Source organism: Amycolatopsis sp. NPDC023774 (genome assembly GCF_040639695.1).
Lineage (GTDB): Bacteria > Actinomycetota > Actinomycetes > Mycobacteriales > Pseudonocardiaceae > Amycolatopsis.
On sequence record NZ_JBFAAJ010000018.1, the window covers coordinates 98,753 to 115,633 of the forward strand.

General features: G+C 70.5%; 18 protein-coding genes. 6 read left to right on the forward strand and 12 right to left on the reverse strand.

Translation table 11 applies throughout. From position 1 onward, the window contains the following. Positions 1-41 precede the first annotated feature (41 nt). From moeZ to AB0F91_RS30310, 3 genes are all read right to left on the reverse strand, one after another. On the reverse strand, positions 42-1,223 hold the full coding sequence (moeZ, locus tag AB0F91_RS30300; RefSeq protein ID WP_360602927.1) for an adenylyltransferase/sulfurtransferase MoeZ: 1,182 nt from the start codon (positions 1,221-1,223) through the stop codon (positions 42-44). Positions 1,224-1,343: 120 nt separating this feature from the next. Continuing rightward, positions 1,344-2,555, reverse strand: coding sequence for a DUF3152 domain-containing protein (locus AB0F91_RS30305; RefSeq protein ID WP_360602929.1), 1,212 nt, complete (start codon positions 2,553-2,555; stop codon positions 1,344-1,346). A 79-nt stretch (positions 2,556-2,634) separates the two neighbouring features. Beyond that, on the reverse strand, positions 2,635-3,636 hold the full coding sequence (locus tag AB0F91_RS30310; RefSeq protein WP_360602932.1) for an alpha/beta fold hydrolase: 1,002 nt from the start codon (positions 3,634-3,636) through the stop codon (positions 2,635-2,637). Between the two features lie 108 nt (positions 3,637-3,744). Between AB0F91_RS30310 and AB0F91_RS30315 the strand changes: the two genes are divergently transcribed. Next, positions 3,745-4,371: a TetR/AcrR family transcriptional regulator gene (locus tag AB0F91_RS30315; RefSeq protein WP_360602933.1), complete on the forward strand. Its 627-nt coding sequence runs from the start codon at positions 3,745-3,747 to the stop codon at positions 4,369-4,371. A 5-nt stretch (positions 4,372-4,376) separates the two neighbouring features. After that, complete coding sequence (locus AB0F91_RS30320; RefSeq protein ID WP_360602936.1) at positions 4,377-5,060, forward strand: alpha/beta hydrolase; 684 nt, start codon at positions 4,377-4,379, stop codon at positions 5,058-5,060. On the opposite strand, the gene AB0F91_RS30325 is transcribed toward AB0F91_RS30320, so the two are convergent. Together AB0F91_RS30325 and AB0F91_RS30330 are read right to left on the reverse strand one after the other, a co-directional pair. After that, positions 5,023-5,964, reverse strand: a complete 942-nt coding sequence (locus AB0F91_RS30325; RefSeq protein WP_360602938.1) for an alpha/beta hydrolase — start codon at positions 5,962-5,964, stop codon at positions 5,023-5,025. The genes AB0F91_RS30320 and AB0F91_RS30325 overlap by 38 nt on opposite strands. Continuing rightward, positions 5,961-6,869 (reverse strand): diiron oxygenase, encoded by a 909-nt coding sequence (locus tag AB0F91_RS30330; protein WP_360603071.1) that lies wholly within the window; start codon positions 6,867-6,869, stop codon positions 5,961-5,963. The genes AB0F91_RS30325 and AB0F91_RS30330 overlap by 4 nt, the downstream gene beginning before the upstream one ends. 69 nt (positions 6,870-6,938) lie before the next feature. Between AB0F91_RS30330 and AB0F91_RS30335 the strand changes: the two genes are divergently transcribed. Next, the gene (locus AB0F91_RS30335) at positions 6,939-7,715 is read left to right on the forward strand and encodes a TetR/AcrR family transcriptional regulator (protein WP_360602940.1); all 777 of its coding nucleotides are present in this window, start codon (positions 6,939-6,941) and stop codon (positions 7,713-7,715) included. Positions 7,716-7,740: 25 nt separating this feature from the next. Further along, positions 7,741-8,061, forward strand: coding sequence for a DUF4873 domain-containing protein (locus AB0F91_RS30340; RefSeq protein WP_360602942.1), 321 nt, complete (start codon positions 7,741-7,743; stop codon positions 8,059-8,061). Between the two features lie 650 nt (positions 8,062-8,711). Here AB0F91_RS30340 and AB0F91_RS30345 read toward each other — a convergent pair. Both AB0F91_RS30345 and AB0F91_RS30350 read right to left on the reverse strand, forming a co-directional pair. Beyond that, complete coding sequence (locus AB0F91_RS30345; RefSeq protein ID WP_220246448.1) at positions 8,712-8,942, reverse strand: DUF3107 domain-containing protein; 231 nt, start codon at positions 8,940-8,942, stop codon at positions 8,712-8,714. Positions 8,943-9,039: 97 nt separating this feature from the next. Then, a complete protein-coding gene (locus AB0F91_RS30350) occupies positions 9,040-9,693 on the reverse strand; it encodes a ferritin-like fold-containing protein (RefSeq protein ID WP_360602944.1) in 654 nt (217 codons plus the stop codon). A 290-nt stretch (positions 9,694-9,983) separates the two neighbouring features. Here AB0F91_RS30350 and AB0F91_RS30355 point away from each other — a divergent pair, with 290 nt between their 5' ends. Together AB0F91_RS30355 and AB0F91_RS30360 are read left to right on the forward strand one after the other, a co-directional pair. Then, on the forward strand, positions 9,984-11,768 hold the full coding sequence (locus AB0F91_RS30355) for a DEAD/DEAH box helicase (protein ID WP_360602946.1): 1,785 nt from the start codon (positions 9,984-9,986) through the stop codon (positions 11,766-11,768). 35 nt (positions 11,769-11,803) lie between these two features. After that, on the forward strand, positions 11,804-13,183 hold the full coding sequence (locus AB0F91_RS30360) for a hypothetical protein (RefSeq protein ID WP_360602948.1): 1,380 nt from the start codon (positions 11,804-11,806) through the stop codon (positions 13,181-13,183). Here the strand turns inward: AB0F91_RS30360 and AB0F91_RS30365 are convergent. From AB0F91_RS30365 to AB0F91_RS30385, 5 genes are all read right to left on the reverse strand, one after another. Continuing rightward, on the reverse strand, positions 13,122-13,889 hold the full coding sequence (locus AB0F91_RS30365; protein ID WP_360602950.1) for a class I SAM-dependent methyltransferase: 768 nt from the start codon (positions 13,887-13,889) through the stop codon (positions 13,122-13,124). The two genes, AB0F91_RS30360 and AB0F91_RS30365, sit on opposite strands and share 62 nt — an antisense overlap. A 6-nt stretch (positions 13,890-13,895) precedes the next feature. Further along, positions 13,896-14,444 carry a hypothetical protein gene (locus tag AB0F91_RS30370; RefSeq protein WP_360602952.1) on the reverse strand — a complete coding sequence of 183 codons (549 nt, stop codon included), beginning with the start codon at positions 14,442-14,444 and terminating at the stop codon, positions 13,896-13,898. Positions 14,445-14,483: 39 nt separating this feature from the next. Further along, a complete protein-coding gene (locus AB0F91_RS30375) occupies positions 14,484-15,344 on the reverse strand; it encodes a PD-(D/E)XK nuclease family protein (RefSeq protein ID WP_360602954.1) in 861 nt (286 codons plus the stop codon). Positions 15,345-15,414: 70 nt separating this feature from the next. Further along, entirely contained in the window at positions 15,415-15,669 is a 255-nt protein-coding gene (locus tag AB0F91_RS30380) for a hypothetical protein (protein WP_360602956.1), read from the reverse strand. Positions 15,670-16,251: 582 nt separating this feature from the next. After that, positions 16,252-16,881 carry a MarC family protein gene (locus AB0F91_RS30385; RefSeq protein WP_360602958.1) on the reverse strand — a complete coding sequence of 210 codons (630 nt, stop codon included), beginning with the start codon at positions 16,879-16,881 and terminating at the stop codon, positions 16,252-16,254.

Here is a 16,881-nt window from a genome sequence, read left to right on the forward strand (position 1 = left end):
CCTCCCCGGCGAACCGGAAAGGCCTTCCCACGCGGAAACCGTCAGTAGGTGGGCAGGCTCGGGTCGATCTGCTTGGCCCACGACAGAATGCCGCCACCGAGGTGCGTGGCGTCCTTGAACCCGGCCGCGTGCAGCGCGGCCAGCGCCTCCGCCGAACGCGCACCCGACTTGCAGTGCAGCACGATCGGCTTGTCCTGCGGCAACTCGGCCAGCGCTTCGCCCGAGAGGATGCGGTCCTTCGGGATCAGCGTGGCGCCCTTGATGTTCACGATCTCGTACTCGCCGGGCTCGCGGACGTCGATGAGGGCGAAGTCTTCGCCGTTGTCGAACTTGGCCTTGAGCTCCGCCGGCGTGATCGTGCTGCCCGACGCGGCCTGCGCGGCCTCGTCCGACACCACACCACAGAAGGCTTCGTAGTCGATCAGCTCGGTGATCTTCGGGGTCTCCGGGTCCTTGCGGATCTTGACCTCGCGGTACTTCATCTCCAGCGCGTCGTAGCTGATGAGCCGCCCGAGCAGGGGCTCACCGATGCCGGTGATGAGCTTGATCGCCTCGGTCACCATGATCGAGCCGATGGACGCGCACAGCACGCCCAGCACGCCGCCCTCGGCGCACGACGGGACCATGCCGGGAGGCGGCGGCTCCGGGTAGAGGTCGCGGTAGTTCAGGCCCTTGCCGTTGGGCGCGTCTTCCCAGAAGACGCTGACCTGGCCTTCGAAGCGGAAGATCGAGCCCCACACGTACGGCTTGCCCAGCAGCACGGCGGCGTCGTTGACCAGGTAGCGCGTGGCGAAGTTGTCGGTGCCGTCGAGGATCAGGTCGTACTGCTCGAAGATCTCCAGCGCGTTCGACGACTCCAGCCGCTCGACGTGCAGGTTCACCTTGACCAGCGGGTTGATCTCGGCGATCGATTCCTGCGCCGACGCGGCCTTGAGCTTGCCGACGTCGGACACGCCGTGGATGACCTGGCGCTGCAGGTTCGACTCGTCGACCACGTCGAAGTCGATGATGCCGAGCGTGCCCACCCCCGCGGCGGCGAGGTACAGCAGCGCAGGGCTACCGAGGCCGCCGGCACCGATGACCAGGACCTTCGCGTTCTTCAGCCGCTTCTGCCCGGTCACCCCGACGTCCGGGATGATGAGGTGACGGCTGTACCGGGCCACCTCTTCCTTCGTGAGCTCCGCAGCCGGCTCAACGAGCGGCGGCAGTGCCGTGTCTGACATCGGGTCCTCCATACTCGCGTGGATCGCGTAGTCCATCCCAGTATCCACAACGCCCACAGGCAACGTGGGCTTCCCGGCGTCCGGATCGTGGGACGAGGGTTGCTTTGTACCGCAGGACCGTTATCGCGCCGGCGGCGTCGGGTTCGGCCAGGCGTTGGGCACGCACACGTGGTGGTCGGACGCCACCTTGCCCTTGTCGCCACCGGGGATGTTGTTCAGCATTGCCACGTAGTCGTCGGCGACGCCGAACGACTGCTGCATCATCACGGGCGCCGGGTCGCCGTTGGCGGGACAGCCGACGTGGATGTTGCCGAGCGCGTGGCCCACCTCGTGGTTGATGGCGTACTGCCGGTAACCGGTCATGTCCGCGCCGTAGGCCTTCGCACCGCGCACCCAGCGGGCGAGGTTGATGAGCACGCGGCCCATGCTGCGGCGGTAGCAGGAGGCCTCGAACTTGATCTGGAACCCGCACGCGTCGGCGCGGTGCGTGGTGTTCGGCGTGGTGAGGCTCACTCGGAAACTCGGGTCGGGGTAGCTCGCGTCCACGCGCTGCATCCGGATCTCGCCGTTCCACGTCCAGCTGCGCGGATCGGACAGAATGCCCTGCACGGCCGTGGCGAAGCTGTCGTCGCCGGCGTAGCTGGCCGGGTCGATGCCGTCTTCGACCTCGACGGTGTAGGTGTACAGCTTGCCGCTCTTGCCGACCGTCGGGCCCGAGCCCGGCACGACGTGCCAGGTGCCCTTGCCGCTCTCGGTGTAGCTGCCGCCCGCGGGCAGCTCGGCCGTCGGCACGTTCACGTCCGCCGGCTTGGCGGGGTTCTCGGGGATGGCCTGGCCACCGTCGATCGCGCCGGCCGCCGCCGACTCGCCGCTGCCCGCGGTGGTGGTCGAACCGGGCTCGGCCGGGCTGGTGGCCGTGTTCACCACGACGAGCGCGGTGATGACGACCAGGATCGGCAGCGCGTACACACGCCAGCCGTAGGTCTTCACGAACCCGCCGACCCCGCGCTTCTTCGCGGCCGGCTTGCGAGCGGCCGGCTTCTCCTCGTCACCCTTCGGCTGCCACGACGCCTTCAGCGGCTCCGCGTTGGTGCGCCGGGAGCCGGGGCGGTAGCGGTCCTCGCCCACGCGCTGGGCGGCCGGCTTCGACGGCCGGAACTGGCCGACGCGCGGCGAGCCCGTGTCCGTGAGCGGTGAGTTGCGAGAGCTGGTCGACGAACTGCTTGACGAGCTGGTCGACGAATTCTTTGCCGAGGCCGACGTCGCACGCCTGGCCGAACCGGCGTACGAGGCTCGCCGGTCGTCTCCTCGCGCGTCCTTCGGCCGGTCCACCGCCCCAGGGTGCCATATCCGACCGTGATGCTCTCGGCGACCGGCTGATGACCGAGAGATGATCTGTCACTCGTTCGGACTACCAGGTGCCCTTCTCCGCGGCCTCCCACAACCCCAGCACGGCCCGCGCTACGACATTCGGGCGTTCCATCTGAGCCACGTGCCCGGTTCGGGGAAGGACCAGCAGCCGGGCGTGTCGAAGCAGCCGAGCGGTGCGCGGGGCGCGGCGCACCGAGATCACCCGGTCGTGAAGGCCCCAGACGACGAGTGTGGGGATGCTCACCCGCGCCGCGACGGACCACAGCGACGCGTCGCCGACCGCGCTCCAGCGCCGGAAGATGCCGAACGTGCTGCGCGCCATCGCGGGCGCGGCCCAGGCCAGCGCGGCGCGGGCGCCGTGTTCCTCGGTCAGCTCGTCGAGCCGCTGCTCGGGGAACTTCCCCAGGTCGTAGAAGCACAGCTTGATGACCTGCGCCGCGCGTTCACGGGCGGTCATCGAGGCCAGCCGGCGGCGCACGTGCGCGCCGATCACCGGCAGGTACGCGAGCGCCATCATGGGGTCCGACAGCCGCCGCGGGTCGGGGCGGCGGTCCGGCATCGCCGGCGAGATCAGCGTGAGCGTCCGGACCAGGTCGGGGCGTGCGGCGGCCACGAGCAGCACGATCGCGCCGCCCATCGAGTTGCCGACGAGGTGGACCGGCCCCGCGTCGAGACCCTCGAGGTAGCGCGCGACTACCTCGGCGTGCTCGTCGAGGCTGAAGTCGAAGCCGGGGGCGGGCTCCGAAAAGCCGAAGCCCGGCAGGTCGATCGCGCGGCCGCTCGCGGTGGGCGCCAGCAGCGCGGCGAGGTCCGTCCAGTTGCTGGACGACCCGCCGAGCCCGTGGACGTAGACGGCGACGGTACCGTCGGGTCCAGGGGTGCGGCGGACGTTCAGCGAAACTCCGCCCACATCCTCGACGACGCCGGGCCAGGGCGGCAGCACCGGCTCGAGCGCGGGCAACGGCGCCGTGGACAGCGGCACGTGGGTCACGGCCGGGCGCGCCGCCGTCGCGGCCGCCGGGCGCGTCGTGGATGTGGCCATCACCCCAGGATGCCCGACACTTGGCGTTTCGGGCGTACCCGCGAGTAATCTCAAACCCGCTTCACGCGGCGGTGCTACTGCCCGGCGAAGCCGTGGACGGGAGGAAGAATGACGGAAATGGCGCGACTGCAGCAACGAGGCGTCCGGCTGCCCAGGACCGAACGCCGCGCCCAGCTGCTGACGGCCGCGCAACGCGTCTTCGCCGAAAACGGCTACCACGCCGCGGCCATGGACGAGATCGCCGAGGAGGCGGGCGTCAGCAAGCCCGTGCTGTACCAGCACTTCCCCGGCAAGCTCGACCTCTACATCGCGCTGCTCGAAAGCCACGTCGACGACTTGGTGAGCCGCGTGAAGGGGGCGCTCGACTCGACGAGCGACAACCGCCAGCGCGTGCCGGCCACGGTCGGTGCCTTCTTCGACTTCGTGAGCGAAGACGCCGGCGCGTTCCGGATGGTCTTCGAAAGCGACCTGCGCGGCGAGCCGGCCGTACAGGAGGCGGTGGACCGCGCGACTTCGGCGAGTGTCGAGGCCATCACCGAGACCATCACCGCCGACGCCGGGCTCGACGACCACAAGGCCCGGCTGCTGGCCGTCGGCCTCGTGGGCATGTCGCAGGTCTCCGCGCGCTACTGGCTTCAGCACAACCAGGCGATGTCCCAGGACGAAGCCGTGGCGCTCACGGCCAACCTCGCGTGGCGCGGCATCGGCGGCGGCTTCCCGCTCAAGGACGGCTGACGCACTTGGCCCCGCTCATGGTGGCCGTCCCCGGCACGCTCTGCAGCCCGGCGATCTTCGGTCCGCTCGCGCGGGCGTGGCCGGGTGTCGTGCACGCCGTGGACTGGATGTCGGCGCCAGGGCCGTGGCGGATCGACGAGGTGGCCGAGCGGATCGCGGCTCGGATCGACCGGCCGGTGGTGCTCGTGGGGCACTCCACGGGCGGCTGCATCGCGTTGCGGCTCACGGCGAAGCACCCCGAGCTGGTGGCCGGGCTGTTGCTCGCGAACACCGGCGCGCACATGCGGGGCCACGGTGACGTCGACGGGATCCTGACGACGATCGCGCAGGCCTGGGGGCCGCAACTGCACGCGGCGGTGCTGGACCGGTCGTTCGCTTCACCGTTGCCCGTGGAGCTGCGTGACGACCTGCTCGCGTACGCCGCGCGCGTGCCGCAGGAGGCCGCGCTCGAGGTGCTGACGAGCCAGCGCGATCTCGACCTCACGCCGGTACTCGCGTCGATCCGGTGTCCGGTGCGGGTGCTGCACGGCGTCCGCGACCGGGCGCGGTCCGTGGCGGACGCGCGGTACCTGGTGGCGCACCTGCCCGGCGCGGAACTGACCACAGTGGACACTGGGCACACCCCCGTGTTCGAGGATGTGCCCGCGACGGTCACGGCCTTGAAGTCCCTTTTGGAGCAAGGGTCCTGACGGACACGGCGGACAGCAGGCTCTTGATGCGCGCGGCGACCTCGGCCGCGCGCTCCTGCGGAAGCATGTGCCCGGCGCCCGGGTAGCGGACGAACTCGGCGTCGGGCAGCTCGCCGGCGATCACCTCCGCGTGCGGCAGCGGGCACAGCCGGTCCTTCTCCCCTGCCAGCACCACCGCGGGCACGGTCCGCAGCGCACGCAGGGCGACGCGGCAGTCGTGCACGGAGATCGCGTCCTGGAACTCACCCAGGCTCGCGGGATGTGCGCACAGCAGCTGGTCGACGACGCTGTTCACGTCGTCGCGCTTCGGCTTGTCGCCGAACACCAGGAACCGCGCGCCGGACCGCACCATCGCCGGGCTCAGCGGCAGCCGCTCACCCTTGCGGTGCGCCAGCGCCTTGGCCAGCCGCCGTTCGAACCGCGCCGACATCGACCCGGCCAGCCCCGGCAGCCCCAGCGTGATCCGGTCCATCTGACCCGACGACGTGGCCACGAACGCCACGCCGGCCACGCGCGCCTTCACCAGCGCCGGATGGCGTTCGGCGAGGGCCATGATCGTCATGCCGCCCATCGAGTGACCCGCCAACACGACCGGTCCGTTCGGTACGCGTTCGGCGATCAGCTCCGCGAGGTCGTCCGCGAGGCGCGGGATCGTCGCCGCCCCCCGTCGAGCCGGCGACGATCCCCCGTGGCCACGCAGGTCGTAGCGCACCACCCGCGTGGCAGGCCCGAGGTGCCGGACTACGCCGTCCCACGTGCGGTGGTCCTGCGTCCAGCCGTGCACCAGCACGAGCGTGACCGGAGCGGCTGCCGGACCGGACCACTCCACGTGCAGCGCGGCCCCGTCACCGGTCACGAACCGGTGCTCGCGCGAGGGGTTACGGAGCCGTTCGAGCGTGGTCACTTGCCCTCCGGCAGCAGGAAGGACTTCTTCCAGAAGTACCGCCCCGGCAAGCCGACCAGGCCCGATTCCTGCAGGAACGGCATGATCTTCTCGCCGGCCCACGCGATCGTCGCGCGCCAGTGCGGGTTGTTCAGCGCCGCTTCGACGCCGTCGCGCGGGCGGATGCCGACGGCCTTGTAGACGTTGGGGTTGATGAACGCCCGCGTGACGAAGTACGAGATCAGCGCGATGATGAACTGCTGGTAGGCGATCTCGTGCTTGCCCAGCTTGGCCATCCCGCGCATGACCTCTTCACGCGCGAAGGTCACATGGCGCGCTTCTTCGAGCACGTGGATGCGGTTGACCATGCGCACCAGCGGCTGCACGTTCTCGTCCCCCATCTGCTCGCGCTGCAGGCGGTCGAGCACCTCCTCGGCCACGAGGATCGCGCCGTAGCGGGCGGGGCCGTAGGAGATCGTGGGCATGAGCTTGGCGAACTGGCGCAGTGCCGGCACCGGGCCGTACGCCGGACAGCCGATTCGCGCGGCCATGCGGGCGAACATCGTGGAGTGGCGGCACTCGTCGGCGATCTCGGTGAGGGCGAACTGCGCGTGCGAGCTCGTGGGATCCTCGTCGTAGACCTCCTTGAGCAGCATCTGCATCAGGAGGATCTCGAACCACAGGCCGGTCGTCGCGACGCTCGCCACCTCGTGCTTGCCGAGCTCGATGCGCTGCTCGGGCGTGAGCTCGTCCCAAAGTTTCGTGCCGTAGAGCGACGAGCGCTCGGGGAGGATGTAGGTCTTGCCGTCGACGAGCGGCGCGTCCCAGTCGATGTCGACGTCGGGGTCGTAGAACTTGTTCGCCGAAGACTTCAGCAGCCGGTCAGCGGTCTTCTCCCGGTCGGTCTCCTTGAGCGTCCGCGTCATCGCGTGCCCTTTCTCTTGGAGCTGCATCTCGTATAGCTGTAACTTAAGGTAACAGTTACCTCTGGTAGCATGACCCGGGTGATCGAACGTGTCAAGCGCTCCAGCAAGCACCCGACTTCGAGGGAAGCCGCGACCGGTGACGCCCGGCGGGACCGATGGCGCAAGCACCGCATCGCACGCCGGGCGGAGTTCGTGGAGGCCGCACTGCGGGCGCTCGACAGCCATGGTCCGGACCTCGGGATGGAGGACGTCGCGGCCGAGGCCGGCGTCACGAAACCCGTGCTGTACCGGCACTTCGAGGACAAGGCCGACCTCTACGTGGCCCTCGGGCAGCGCGGCACGGAGATCCTCTTCGAGCGCCTGATCCCGGCGATCAACGCGGAGCTCGCGCCCGTGCCGCGCATCCGCATGGCGCTGGACGCGTTCTTCTCCGTGATCGAGGAGCACCCGAACCTCTACCGCCTGCTGGCCCGCGGCGGCCTGCAGGAGAAAACGGTGCGCGACGCCGACGTCGTCGCGGAGGACAAGGAGGTCATCGCCACCGCGCTGACCGCCCTGCTCGGCGACTACATGCGCATGTTCTCCATGGACTCGGGCGCGGCGGAACCGTGGGCACACGGAATCGTCGGCATGGTCCAGAGCACGGGCGAGTGGTGGCTCGACCGCCGCTCCATGAGCCGCGACTCCGTGGTCGAGTACCTCACGCAGATCATCTGGGCGGCCATCGACGGGCTCACCCGCCAGCACGGTGTGGTGATCGACCCGAGCCTGCCGCTGGAGGAGAACAAGGTCGTCCAGCTCGGACGCGCCAAGACCGACGCCCCGGCGGACAGCGACGCGGGCTGAGTTCGTTCCCTTGGGAGGGCTTTTCATGAGCGACGAAGACGGTTACGCCGGCCCCGCCACTCTCGTCGTCGACGGCGTGGAAATGGCTGTGCAGGTCGATCTGCGCGGCTACTTCCAGCCGATCGACGGGTATTACCACTGGTACGGGCGGGTTTCCGTCTCGGGCGAGCTGTCCGCGGCGGTGGGCGGCCGGAAGAAGGCTTGCACGGTTCGGGTCGGGGATCGTTCGGCTGACGGTGAGCTTTCGGATCCGGATCCGTGGGGACGGTACCGGATCATGGGGACGTCGACGCCGCCGTTTTCGGTGCCGACGAGTCTGGAAGAAGCCGAAGCCGCGACTGCCTGACCTGCAACCTTCAGCCGCGACGAGGCCGCCCCGGCTCGGAGCGGCCTCCTCACTGGCGTCAGCGGCCCTGGCACGGCCGGGGCAGTTGGCGGCCCGGCAGCCACCCGTTCACGACATCGGTGGCGCGCCGCTGTTGGATGTGCCGGCGCACCGTATCGACCGGGATCGCCAGGAACGGCCACGCCAGGCAGCACGTCGAGGACGTCGCCGTTGAGGCGGCTGGCGACTCGGCGCACCGTGGCGTGGGGCGTCGGCAGCCCATTCACCGGTCGCGGCGGAGGAGCGCGCTCCGGCGACTACGGCGATTGCGGCCAGAGCCTGGATCGTGGCCACTGAATGGCGTACACCGCGCCGATCTCGCGGTTCGACAAGACTTTGCCGGAACCCTGACCTCCCGAGAGGGCGTCCCCGAGTCAAATCGACCGGCCCCACAAACAAAATCCCTGGCCCAGCCACCGTGAGGCCGAGTTGCCCACAACCCGACCGGGTGAACCAAACGCAAAGCCGAGCCGCAAAACCAACCCGGCCACCGCCCCGGCCCGAACACCACACCTCTCCAAAACCCGCCCCGAGACACGAAAAAGCCGCCCCAGGCCGAAGCCCAGGGCGGCTTTCCGGCAAATCTCGGGAACCGCCAGAACCCGCGAGACTCAGTCGCCGACGCCGAAGCCGACCTTGCGGACGTCCGAGGGGGCGATCTCGACGTACGCGATGCGGTCGGACGGGACGATGTACTTGCGGCCCTTCTCGTCGTTGAGGCGGAAGAGCCCGTCACCGGCCGTCAGGGCCTCGGCGACCAGCTTCTCCACCTCGTCGGCGGTCTGGCCACTGGACACCACCAGCTCGCGCGGCGTGTCCTTGATGCCGATCTTGACCTCCACGTGGGACCTCCGCTGGAAATTCGTTGTCGTTACGCCTGGCAAGGCTAGCCCAACCGCAGCGCTGCGGTGTCGCGCCACCGCGTGGTGAACCGGCACTTCAGCCCAGACCGAGCGCCTGCATGCGCTTCGTGTGCCCCTGCTGCAACCGCCGGAACAACCCGCCGATTCCCGACAGGTCACCGGAGCCCGTGACGATGAGTTCGGCCAGGCCATCGCGTTCGGCGACCACGTACTGGGCCTGCGTGAGGGCCTCGCCGAGCAGCCGCCGGCCCCACAGGGCGAGCTTGTCGCGCGTCTTCGGGTCGGCCTTGATGCCTGCCGCGACTTCGCGCTCGGCGAACGCGGAATGACCCGTGTCGGCGAGGACGGTGAGAACCAGATCCTTCGTCTCCGGGTCGAGCCAGCTGGCGATCTCGCGGTAGAGATCCGCCGCGAGACCGTCGCCGACGTAGGCCTTGACCAGCGACTCCAGCCACGACTTGGGCCGCGTGGAGGCGTGCCACGCGTCGACCTGGGCCACGAAGGGGCGCATGGCGTCGTCGACGGACACGCCGTGGGCGGCGAGGTGGGCCGAAAGCAGGTCGAAGTGACCGATCTCGGCCGCGGCCATGGAGGCGAGCGCGGCGCGGCCGGCGAGCGTCGGCGCGGTGCGAGCGTCCTCGGCCATCCGGTCGAACGCGGACAGCTCGAGATAGGCGATCACGCCGAGCAGGTCGACGACGCCTTCGCTGATCTCTTTCGGGTCGGTCACGGCGACGAGGGTATCGCCGAACCCGTGGTCGACGCCGTGAAGAGACCGATCCCACGCCGCGCCGCCGCGCCCGGTACTGTTGAAAAACTCCTGACCAGGTACACTGCGGGGGAGATAGACAAGGCTTCCGCACGTCTTCTGGCTGCGGGAAACAGGCGGGCGACCGGCGCCACCAGGGCTGCCGGGGTTCGCCGCAATTGTGCGTGCACGCCTCCAGCGGCATTCCCGGGAGGGCGGCTGCGGCGCCGAGTGAGACTCCGGTGCCCGTCAGACCCCCGGTCGAGTGTCGAGTGACAACCGGCCTGTGCGCGCTGGTCACGAGAGAGGCGATCACCCTGACCGCAGAACAGTCCACAACCGAAGAAACCACCACCCCCGCGGTCGCGCTGGAGCACAGCGAGTCCGGCCCGGCCGCGCTCGACACCTCTCATCCGCTTCAGGCGGGCGTCGAGGTCGAGCCGGAGGCACCGACGTTCGCGTCCTTCGGCGTGAAGCCGGAGATCGTGAAGGCGCTGAGCGAGGCCGGCATCGAGCGCACGTTCGCCATCCAGGCGCTCACGCTCCCGCTGGCCATGGCGGGCGACGATCTCATCGGCCAGGCCCGCACCGGCATGGGCAAGACGCTGGGCTTCGGCGTCCCGCTGCTGCACCGCGTGCAGGTGCCCGGCGACGGTACCCCGCAGGTGCTCGTCGTGGTCCCGACCCGCGAGCTGTGCATCCAGGTCGCCAACGACCTCAAGGGCGCCGGCAAGCACCTCGGCATCCGCACGCTGGCGATCTACGGCGGCCGTCCGTACGAGCCGCAGATCGAGGCCCTGCGCAAGGGCGTCGACGTCGTGATCGGCACCCCGGGCCGCCTGCTCGACCTGGCCGAGCAGCAGCACCTGGTGCTGGGCAAGGTCCGCGGGCTCGTGCTCGACGAGGCGGACGAGATGCTCGACCTGGGCTTCCTGCCCGACATCGAGCGCATCCTGCGGATGGTGCCGGACGAGCGGCAGACGATGCTGTTCTCCGCCACGATGCCGGGCCCGATCATCACGCTGGCGCGCACGTTCCTGCGCCAGCCCACGCACATCCGCGCCGAAGAGAACGACGCGAGCGCGATCCACGAGCGCACCACCCAGTTCGTCTACCGGGCGCACTCGATGGACAAGCCCGAGGTCATCGCCCGCATCCTGCAGGCCGAGGGCCGCGGGCTCACCATGATCTTCAGCCGCACCAAGCGCACCGCGCAGAAGGTGGCCGACGACCTGGTGGAGCGCGGGTTCGCCGCGGCCGCCGTCCACGGCGACCTGGGCCAGGGCGCCCGCGAGCAGGCGCTGCGCGCGTTCCGCTCGGGCAAGGTCGACGTGCTGGTGGCCACCGACGTCGCCGCGCGCGGCATCGACATCGACGACGTCACCCACGTCATCAACTACCAGTGCCCCGAGGACGAGAAGACCTACGTCCACCGCATCGGCCGCACCGGCCGCGCGGGGCGCACGGGTGTCGCGGTCACGCTCGTCGACTGGGATGAGATCCCCCGCTGGAAGCTGATCTCCGACACGCTGGGTCTGGACAAGCCGGAGCCGGTGGAGACGTACTCGTCGTCGCCGCACCTGTTCAGCGACCACGGCATCCCGGAGGGCACCACCGGCCGGCTCCCGCTCGCGAAGCGGACCCGCGCCGGGCTCGCCGCCGAGGAGGAAGAGGACCTGGGCGGCAAGCGCCGTGGCCGTGGTGGCCGGGGCGCCGGTGACGAGGAGGCCGCGCCGCGCAAGCGCACGCGGGCTCCGCGCAAGCGCACCCGCGGTGGCGCGAAGGCGGCCGAGGCGGTCGAGAAGGCGGACGCTGCTGCTTCCTCCGACTCCGCTGCGTCGGGTTCGGGTTCGGGTTCGGGTTCGGGTGACGAGCGCACACGCTCGCGTCGCCGCACCCGTGGTGGCGGTGGCGGGGAGTCGACCGGTCCCGCCGGTGCGGCCACCGCTTCGGCCTCGGCTTCGGGAGAAACCGGAGAAACGGGTGAGCGTCCGGCACGTCGGCGCCGTCGTCGCCGCCCCTCCGCGACGTCTGATACACCTGCGTCGGCAGACTGAGGGGACCAGCGGAGCCGACGGCGGGAGTCAGGTACGTGAGCGACCACGAGGACGGCGCACCGGGCCAGTCTGAACCGGACGTTCCGGCTTTTGTACCGCCTTCGGACTCCGGGGTGGTTTCGCACCGCCCCATCGGCACTGAAGACGTGCTGCCCCCGTCGCCGGGCTCTGCGAGCACTGTGACGGGGCCTCCCGTTCGCGTGCGGCGGTCGCCGTGGAACCGCGGGCGGGACCGCGTGATCGCGGCGTTGATCGCCGTGGTCGTGGTGATCGTGGCGCTGGTTGTCGCGTTGAACAGCGACAACCTGCACACGAGCCGGGCGCTTGCGTCGACGCCGCCGACGTTGCCGCCGGCGCCTGCGGCCGTGCCGGGTTCGATGGCGCAACTGTGGCAGGCGCCCAGCTCGGCCACGCCCGTGCCGATCGGCGAGGGCGACACCGTGACCACCGCCGACGGCGGCGAGATCGCGGGCCGCGACCCGCTCACCGGGCAGATCCGCTGGCACTACACGCGCGAGAACCTGCAACTGTGCACTGTGGACACCGCGTGGGGCCGCGTGAACGCCGTGTACCACAAGGCAATGGGCTGCAGCGAGGTCACGCAGCTCGACGCCACCACGGGCCAGATCACGGCCCAGCGCAACGGCGACGCGGAGCTCGGCACCCAGCTCGTCAGCGACGGCAGCCACGTGACCACCACCGGCAAGCACCTGCTCGACACCTGGCGCGACGACCTCGTGAAGAGCATGGAGTACGGCCAGGTCCCGTTCATGGTCAACCCGAACAAACAGCCCCGCACGGGTTGCACCTACGGCACGGTCGCCGCGGCTGCCGAGAAGGTCGGCGTGATCGAGCGCTGCCCTGGCGACCCCCACGACCGCCTCACCGTCTACAAGGCCACGGCCGAACACGAGGACGAGCCGCAGGTCCTCTTCAGCACCATCCTGGCCGGCTCGCGCGCTCGCGTGATCGCCATGTCGGGCGACTTCACGGCCGTGCTGCTGCCCGACCAGAAGCTCCTGGTCATCTACGGCCCGGACGGCAACGAGCGCTCCGCGTACCCGATGAACCTGCCGGCCAGTGATCTGGCCGGTGACCCCGCGGGCGGCGTCGAACAGACCACCCGCACCGACAGCGGCGTGTACTGGTTCACGGGCACCAAGACCGTCGCCCTGTCCCGCGACGACCTCACCGCGCGCTGGACCCTCGACAGCACTCGCGGCCCCGGCATCACCTTCGCGCGCCAGCTCGTCGTCCCCATCAACGGCGGCCTGGCCGTGCTCAACGAATCCAACGGCTCCACAATCCGCACGGTCGGCGTCGACCGCGGCGGGTACCGCGGAGTCGTGCGGCTTACGGCTTTGGGGCCGGTGCTGCTTGAGCAGCGCGGTCCGGTGGTAGCTGCGCTGCGCTAGCGATGGTGACGATCTCGCGGCTCCGCTCCGTCAGGGGGCCGCGCTCCCAGTCCCCGAACCGCTCCTCGACGGCGAATCCCGCCGCGGTGAGGAACTCGTCCAGCTCGGCCGGACCGAGGAACCTCAGCGACGCGCGGTCGACGCGCAGCACGGTGCCCTCGGGATCGGCGGCGATCTCGCTGAAGCTGACGACATCACCGACGACCGACTCGACCTCGTGCCACAGGCGCAACCGACGCGGCCGCGAGACGGTGACGGGATGAGCGGGAGTCCAGTCCTCCCAAGCCTTTGCCCGTGGGTGGCGCGTCTCGAACGCGAACCGCCCGCCGGGCCGTAACGCGCGACGGATGGCGGCGAGGGAGTCGCGCAGGTCGTCGTCGGCGGTGAGGCACTGGAACGCGTGGCCGGTCATCGTGACGAGGTCGAACTCGGCAGCCGAGCTGAGCGCGGCGGCGGTTCCTTCCCACCACTCGACGTCCGTGCGCCGCCTGGCCCGGGCGAGCGCCGCGCGGTCGGGATCGACGCCGACGAGCCGACCTCGGTGGCCTCGGTCGCGAGCGTGGTGCAGCATGCCGCCGGTGCCGCACCCGACGTCGAGGACGTTCTGCGCCCTCTCGACGAGGGCGTCGTAGAAGTGATCCGCGGGGAAGTCGCCCCAGTGGTTGAGGACGTCGTACAGCTCCGCCGCTTCGTCGTCAGACAGCACTGAGCGTCAGGCCCACCAGAACACCGTGAGCGCCCCGAAGGCGACCACCAGCACTCCGAGGCCCGCCAGGCCGGCGGCGCGGCCGGAGCGCCGATCCGCGACCCGCTGGAGCACCAGCGCGACCACCGCGGTGACGGGGTGCCCCACCAGCAGCAGCACGCTCGGTCCGGGCGCCCCGGTGACGAGGCAGACCGCGGCGACACCCAGTACGCCCACGGCCAACACGGCCAGCCCCGCGGCGATCGACCCGGTGAACCCGCGCCACCACCGTCCGCGTGGCTTCCCCGTTCCCGCGGCCTCGATCCGCTGCGGCGCCGCGACAGGCACGTGCTCGGCCGCGCGCGTCGCCGTGGCCGGGTCCGGCTCGGCGTCCACGGCCGGCGGCTCGGCGACCACCGCTTCCGAAACAGGTTCCGACGGCTCATCGTGCCCGTCAGCCTCGGTCGCGGCGGCGTGGGCGGCGTGCGACACACCGGCGCCACGTGCAGCACCAGCGGCGACGTCCGCCGCGGCCAGGGGGCCGGTCGTCAGTTCCTCGGTGTCGGGTGAGGCCACGGTGGGGGTCCGTCCAATCGTCGGCTCGAAGGGAGGGGGTCAAGGCGCCAGGAGGTCCCACGGCTGGGACGCGGGCGCGGCCTGCCGGCCTTCCGCGCAGCTCGGGCGGAAGTCGCACCAGGAGCAGCGGCGGTCGGGGCGGGCGGGGAACAGGGTGTCGCCGTCGGCGCCCGCGTCGAGGGTATCCGTGGCCAGGCGTAAGTCGCCCGCGGTTTCCTCGGCGCGTTGGAGGTGGCGGCGAAGCGAGTCGGGGGTGTGCTCGGCCGCGGCGATCGTGCCGGTGGGGAGATGGTGCAGCTCGACCTTGGTGCAGGGCATGCGAAGTGTGCGCGACGAAGCCACCGCGTACATGGCCAATGCCTGCGAAGCGCGGGCCTCGTACTCGTCAGGCGCGCGCCGGCCGGTCTTGTAGTCCACGATCACCAGTTCGCCGCCGCGCTGATCGATGCGGTCGGCGCGGCCCTCGATGATCATCGTGGGCTGCCCGCCGGTGGTGCTGACCGGCGCGGACACCCAGCGCTCGAGGCCGATCGGGTCCTCGGTGACATCGTGGTCCTCCACGTACTCCCCGACCCAGCCCTTGGCCCGCGCCCGGTAGCGCGCGGCCTGCTCGGCGTCCTCGAACCCGGCGCCCTTCCAGTACTCGCCCACGAGCGCCATCGCGCGCTGTGCGGTCCGCTTGGCGGCGGGCAGGTCGAACAACGCCCGCAACGCGTTGTGCACCACCGCGCCCAGCGTGCTGTGCGCCCACGGGCCGGTGCGTTGCGGCGTGGGCCGTTGCAGGTAACTCAGGCGGTAACGGCGCGGGCAGTCCTCGAACGTGCTCAGCCGCGCCGGCGACACCTTCGTGAGCCGCTGCGGCTGCTCGACGCCGAAATCGAACCCCAGCTGTTCCTTCACTCGACCCCCGTTCGGTTCCGGCGTCCACGCTACGCACCACCACCGACACTTTCCGGCGCGGGGGCGGCGCTCAACCGAACGCCACCGCATTGCGCGCGCACCACGCGGCGAACGTCCGCGGCTCACGCCCCAGCAGCCGCGAAACCGTGTCGGTGCGCGAACCTTTGACGTCGACGCGCATCAGCGCGGCGATCTCCAGCAACGCCTCGGCGAGCGCCGTCGGCGCGCCCGCGGGGAGACGCGACCGCACGATCTCTCTCGGCGAAGCAGGCTCCCGCACTTCGATCGAGCGCCCCAACGCCCTGGACAGAACCGCCACCGTCATCAGCTCGCCGCCGTCCAGCACGTAGCCCGCGCGTGGATTCCCGCCGCTCCAACGCGTTCAGCATGAACTCGCCCGGCGCAGGATCGTGAACGTTGCTCGACGACAAGTGCACGAGGTGCCGCACGCCGGCCTCGGGTGCCGCCGCGAGAGCGTTGGCCACACCGGAAGCGCCCAGCCCGGGCGTCAGCTCCCCACCAGCTCGCGGACGAGATCACGGCCGATGTTCCCGGTGGCTCCGGCGACCAGGCGGTCCGCGCGCACTCCTACTCGGCGGTGCGCGACCACGGCCTGCGCGAACGCCAAAACGTGCTCCTCGCCGCGCTCTGGGCCACCGACAGAGCCACCCCGGGCGAGATCGGCGCCCAAGGGCCCGCCACCAAGCCCACCATGGTCAAGATGGCCACCCGCATGACCGCTGCCGCGCTGCTCACCCGCCGCCGCGACGACAAGGACACCGCCTCGTTCGGCTGTAGCTCACGGCGAACCTCACCGAGCCCGAAACAAGACCAGCTGCCGGCGCTCCTCGCCCAAGTGCGCGCTTCGGCGAGTGACTTGCCGGCCGAGCCCAAAAACCTCGGTTGGTCAGAAGTTCCCGGCGATGAAGCCCTTCACGGAGTTCGCCACCAGCTCGACGGCGATCGCCGCCAGCAGCAGACCCGCGATCTTCGCGACGAGCGTGATGCCGCTTTCCTTGATCAGCCGGATGACCACGCCCGAGAAGCGCATGCACGTGTAGATCACGAAGTGCACGGCGACGATCGCGCATCCCAGCGCGATGTAAGCGCCGAGGTGGCCGTCGGCCTGACGGACGAACACGATCGTCGCCGCGATGGCGCCCGGGCCGGCGAGCAGCGGCGTACCGAGGGGCACGAGGGCGACGTTGACGTCGTCGGCCGCCTCGGGTTCGTTGCCGCCCTTGCCCGTGAGCAGCTGCAGCGCGATGAGCAGGAGCAGCAGTCCACCGGCGCCCTGCAGCGCGGGGATGCCGATGCCGAGGTACGCGAGGATCGCCTGACCGGCCACGGCGAACAGGGTGATGACCAGCAGCGACACCAGCACGGCCTGGCGCGCCGCCTTCACCCGCGTGGCCATCGGCTTGCGGCCGACGAGGCTCAGGAACACCGGCACCGTGCCGGGCGGGTCCATGATCACGATGAGCGTGATGGTGGCGCTGAGGAAAAGCTTCGCGTCGAAGAACTGCGCGACGCCCAT

Bases quoted from the DNA above. Each gene is read 5' to 3' on its own strand.
- AB0F91_RS30330 (WP_360603071.1), bottom strand. From the start codon at position 6,869: ATGACGCGGACGCTCAAGGAGACCGACCGGGAGAAGACCGCTGACCGG.
- AB0F91_RS30380 (WP_360602956.1), bottom strand. From the start codon at position 15,669: ATGACGGTGGCGGTTCTGTCCAGGGCGTTGGGGCGCTCGATCGAAGTG.
- AB0F91_RS30310 (WP_360602932.1), bottom strand. From the start codon at position 3,636: ATGGCCACATCCACGACGCGCCCGGCGGCCGCGACGGCGGCGCGCCCG.
- AB0F91_RS30335 (WP_360602940.1), top strand. From the start codon at position 6,939: ATGACCCGGGTGATCGAACGTGTCAAGCGCTCCAGCAAGCACCCGACT.
- AB0F91_RS30340 (WP_360602942.1), top strand. From the start codon at position 7,741: ATGAGCGACGAAGACGGTTACGCCGGCCCCGCCACTCTCGTCGTCGAC.
- AB0F91_RS30385 (WP_360602958.1), bottom strand. From the start codon at position 16,881: ATGGGCGTCGCGCAGTTCTTCGACGCGAAGCTTTTCCTCAGCGCCACC.
- moeZ (WP_360602927.1), bottom strand. From the start codon at position 1,223: ATGTCAGACACGGCACTGCCGCCGCTCGTTGAGCCGGCTGCGGAGCTC.
- AB0F91_RS30315 (WP_360602933.1), top strand. From the start codon at position 3,745: ATGACGGAAATGGCGCGACTGCAGCAACGAGGCGTCCGGCTGCCCAGG.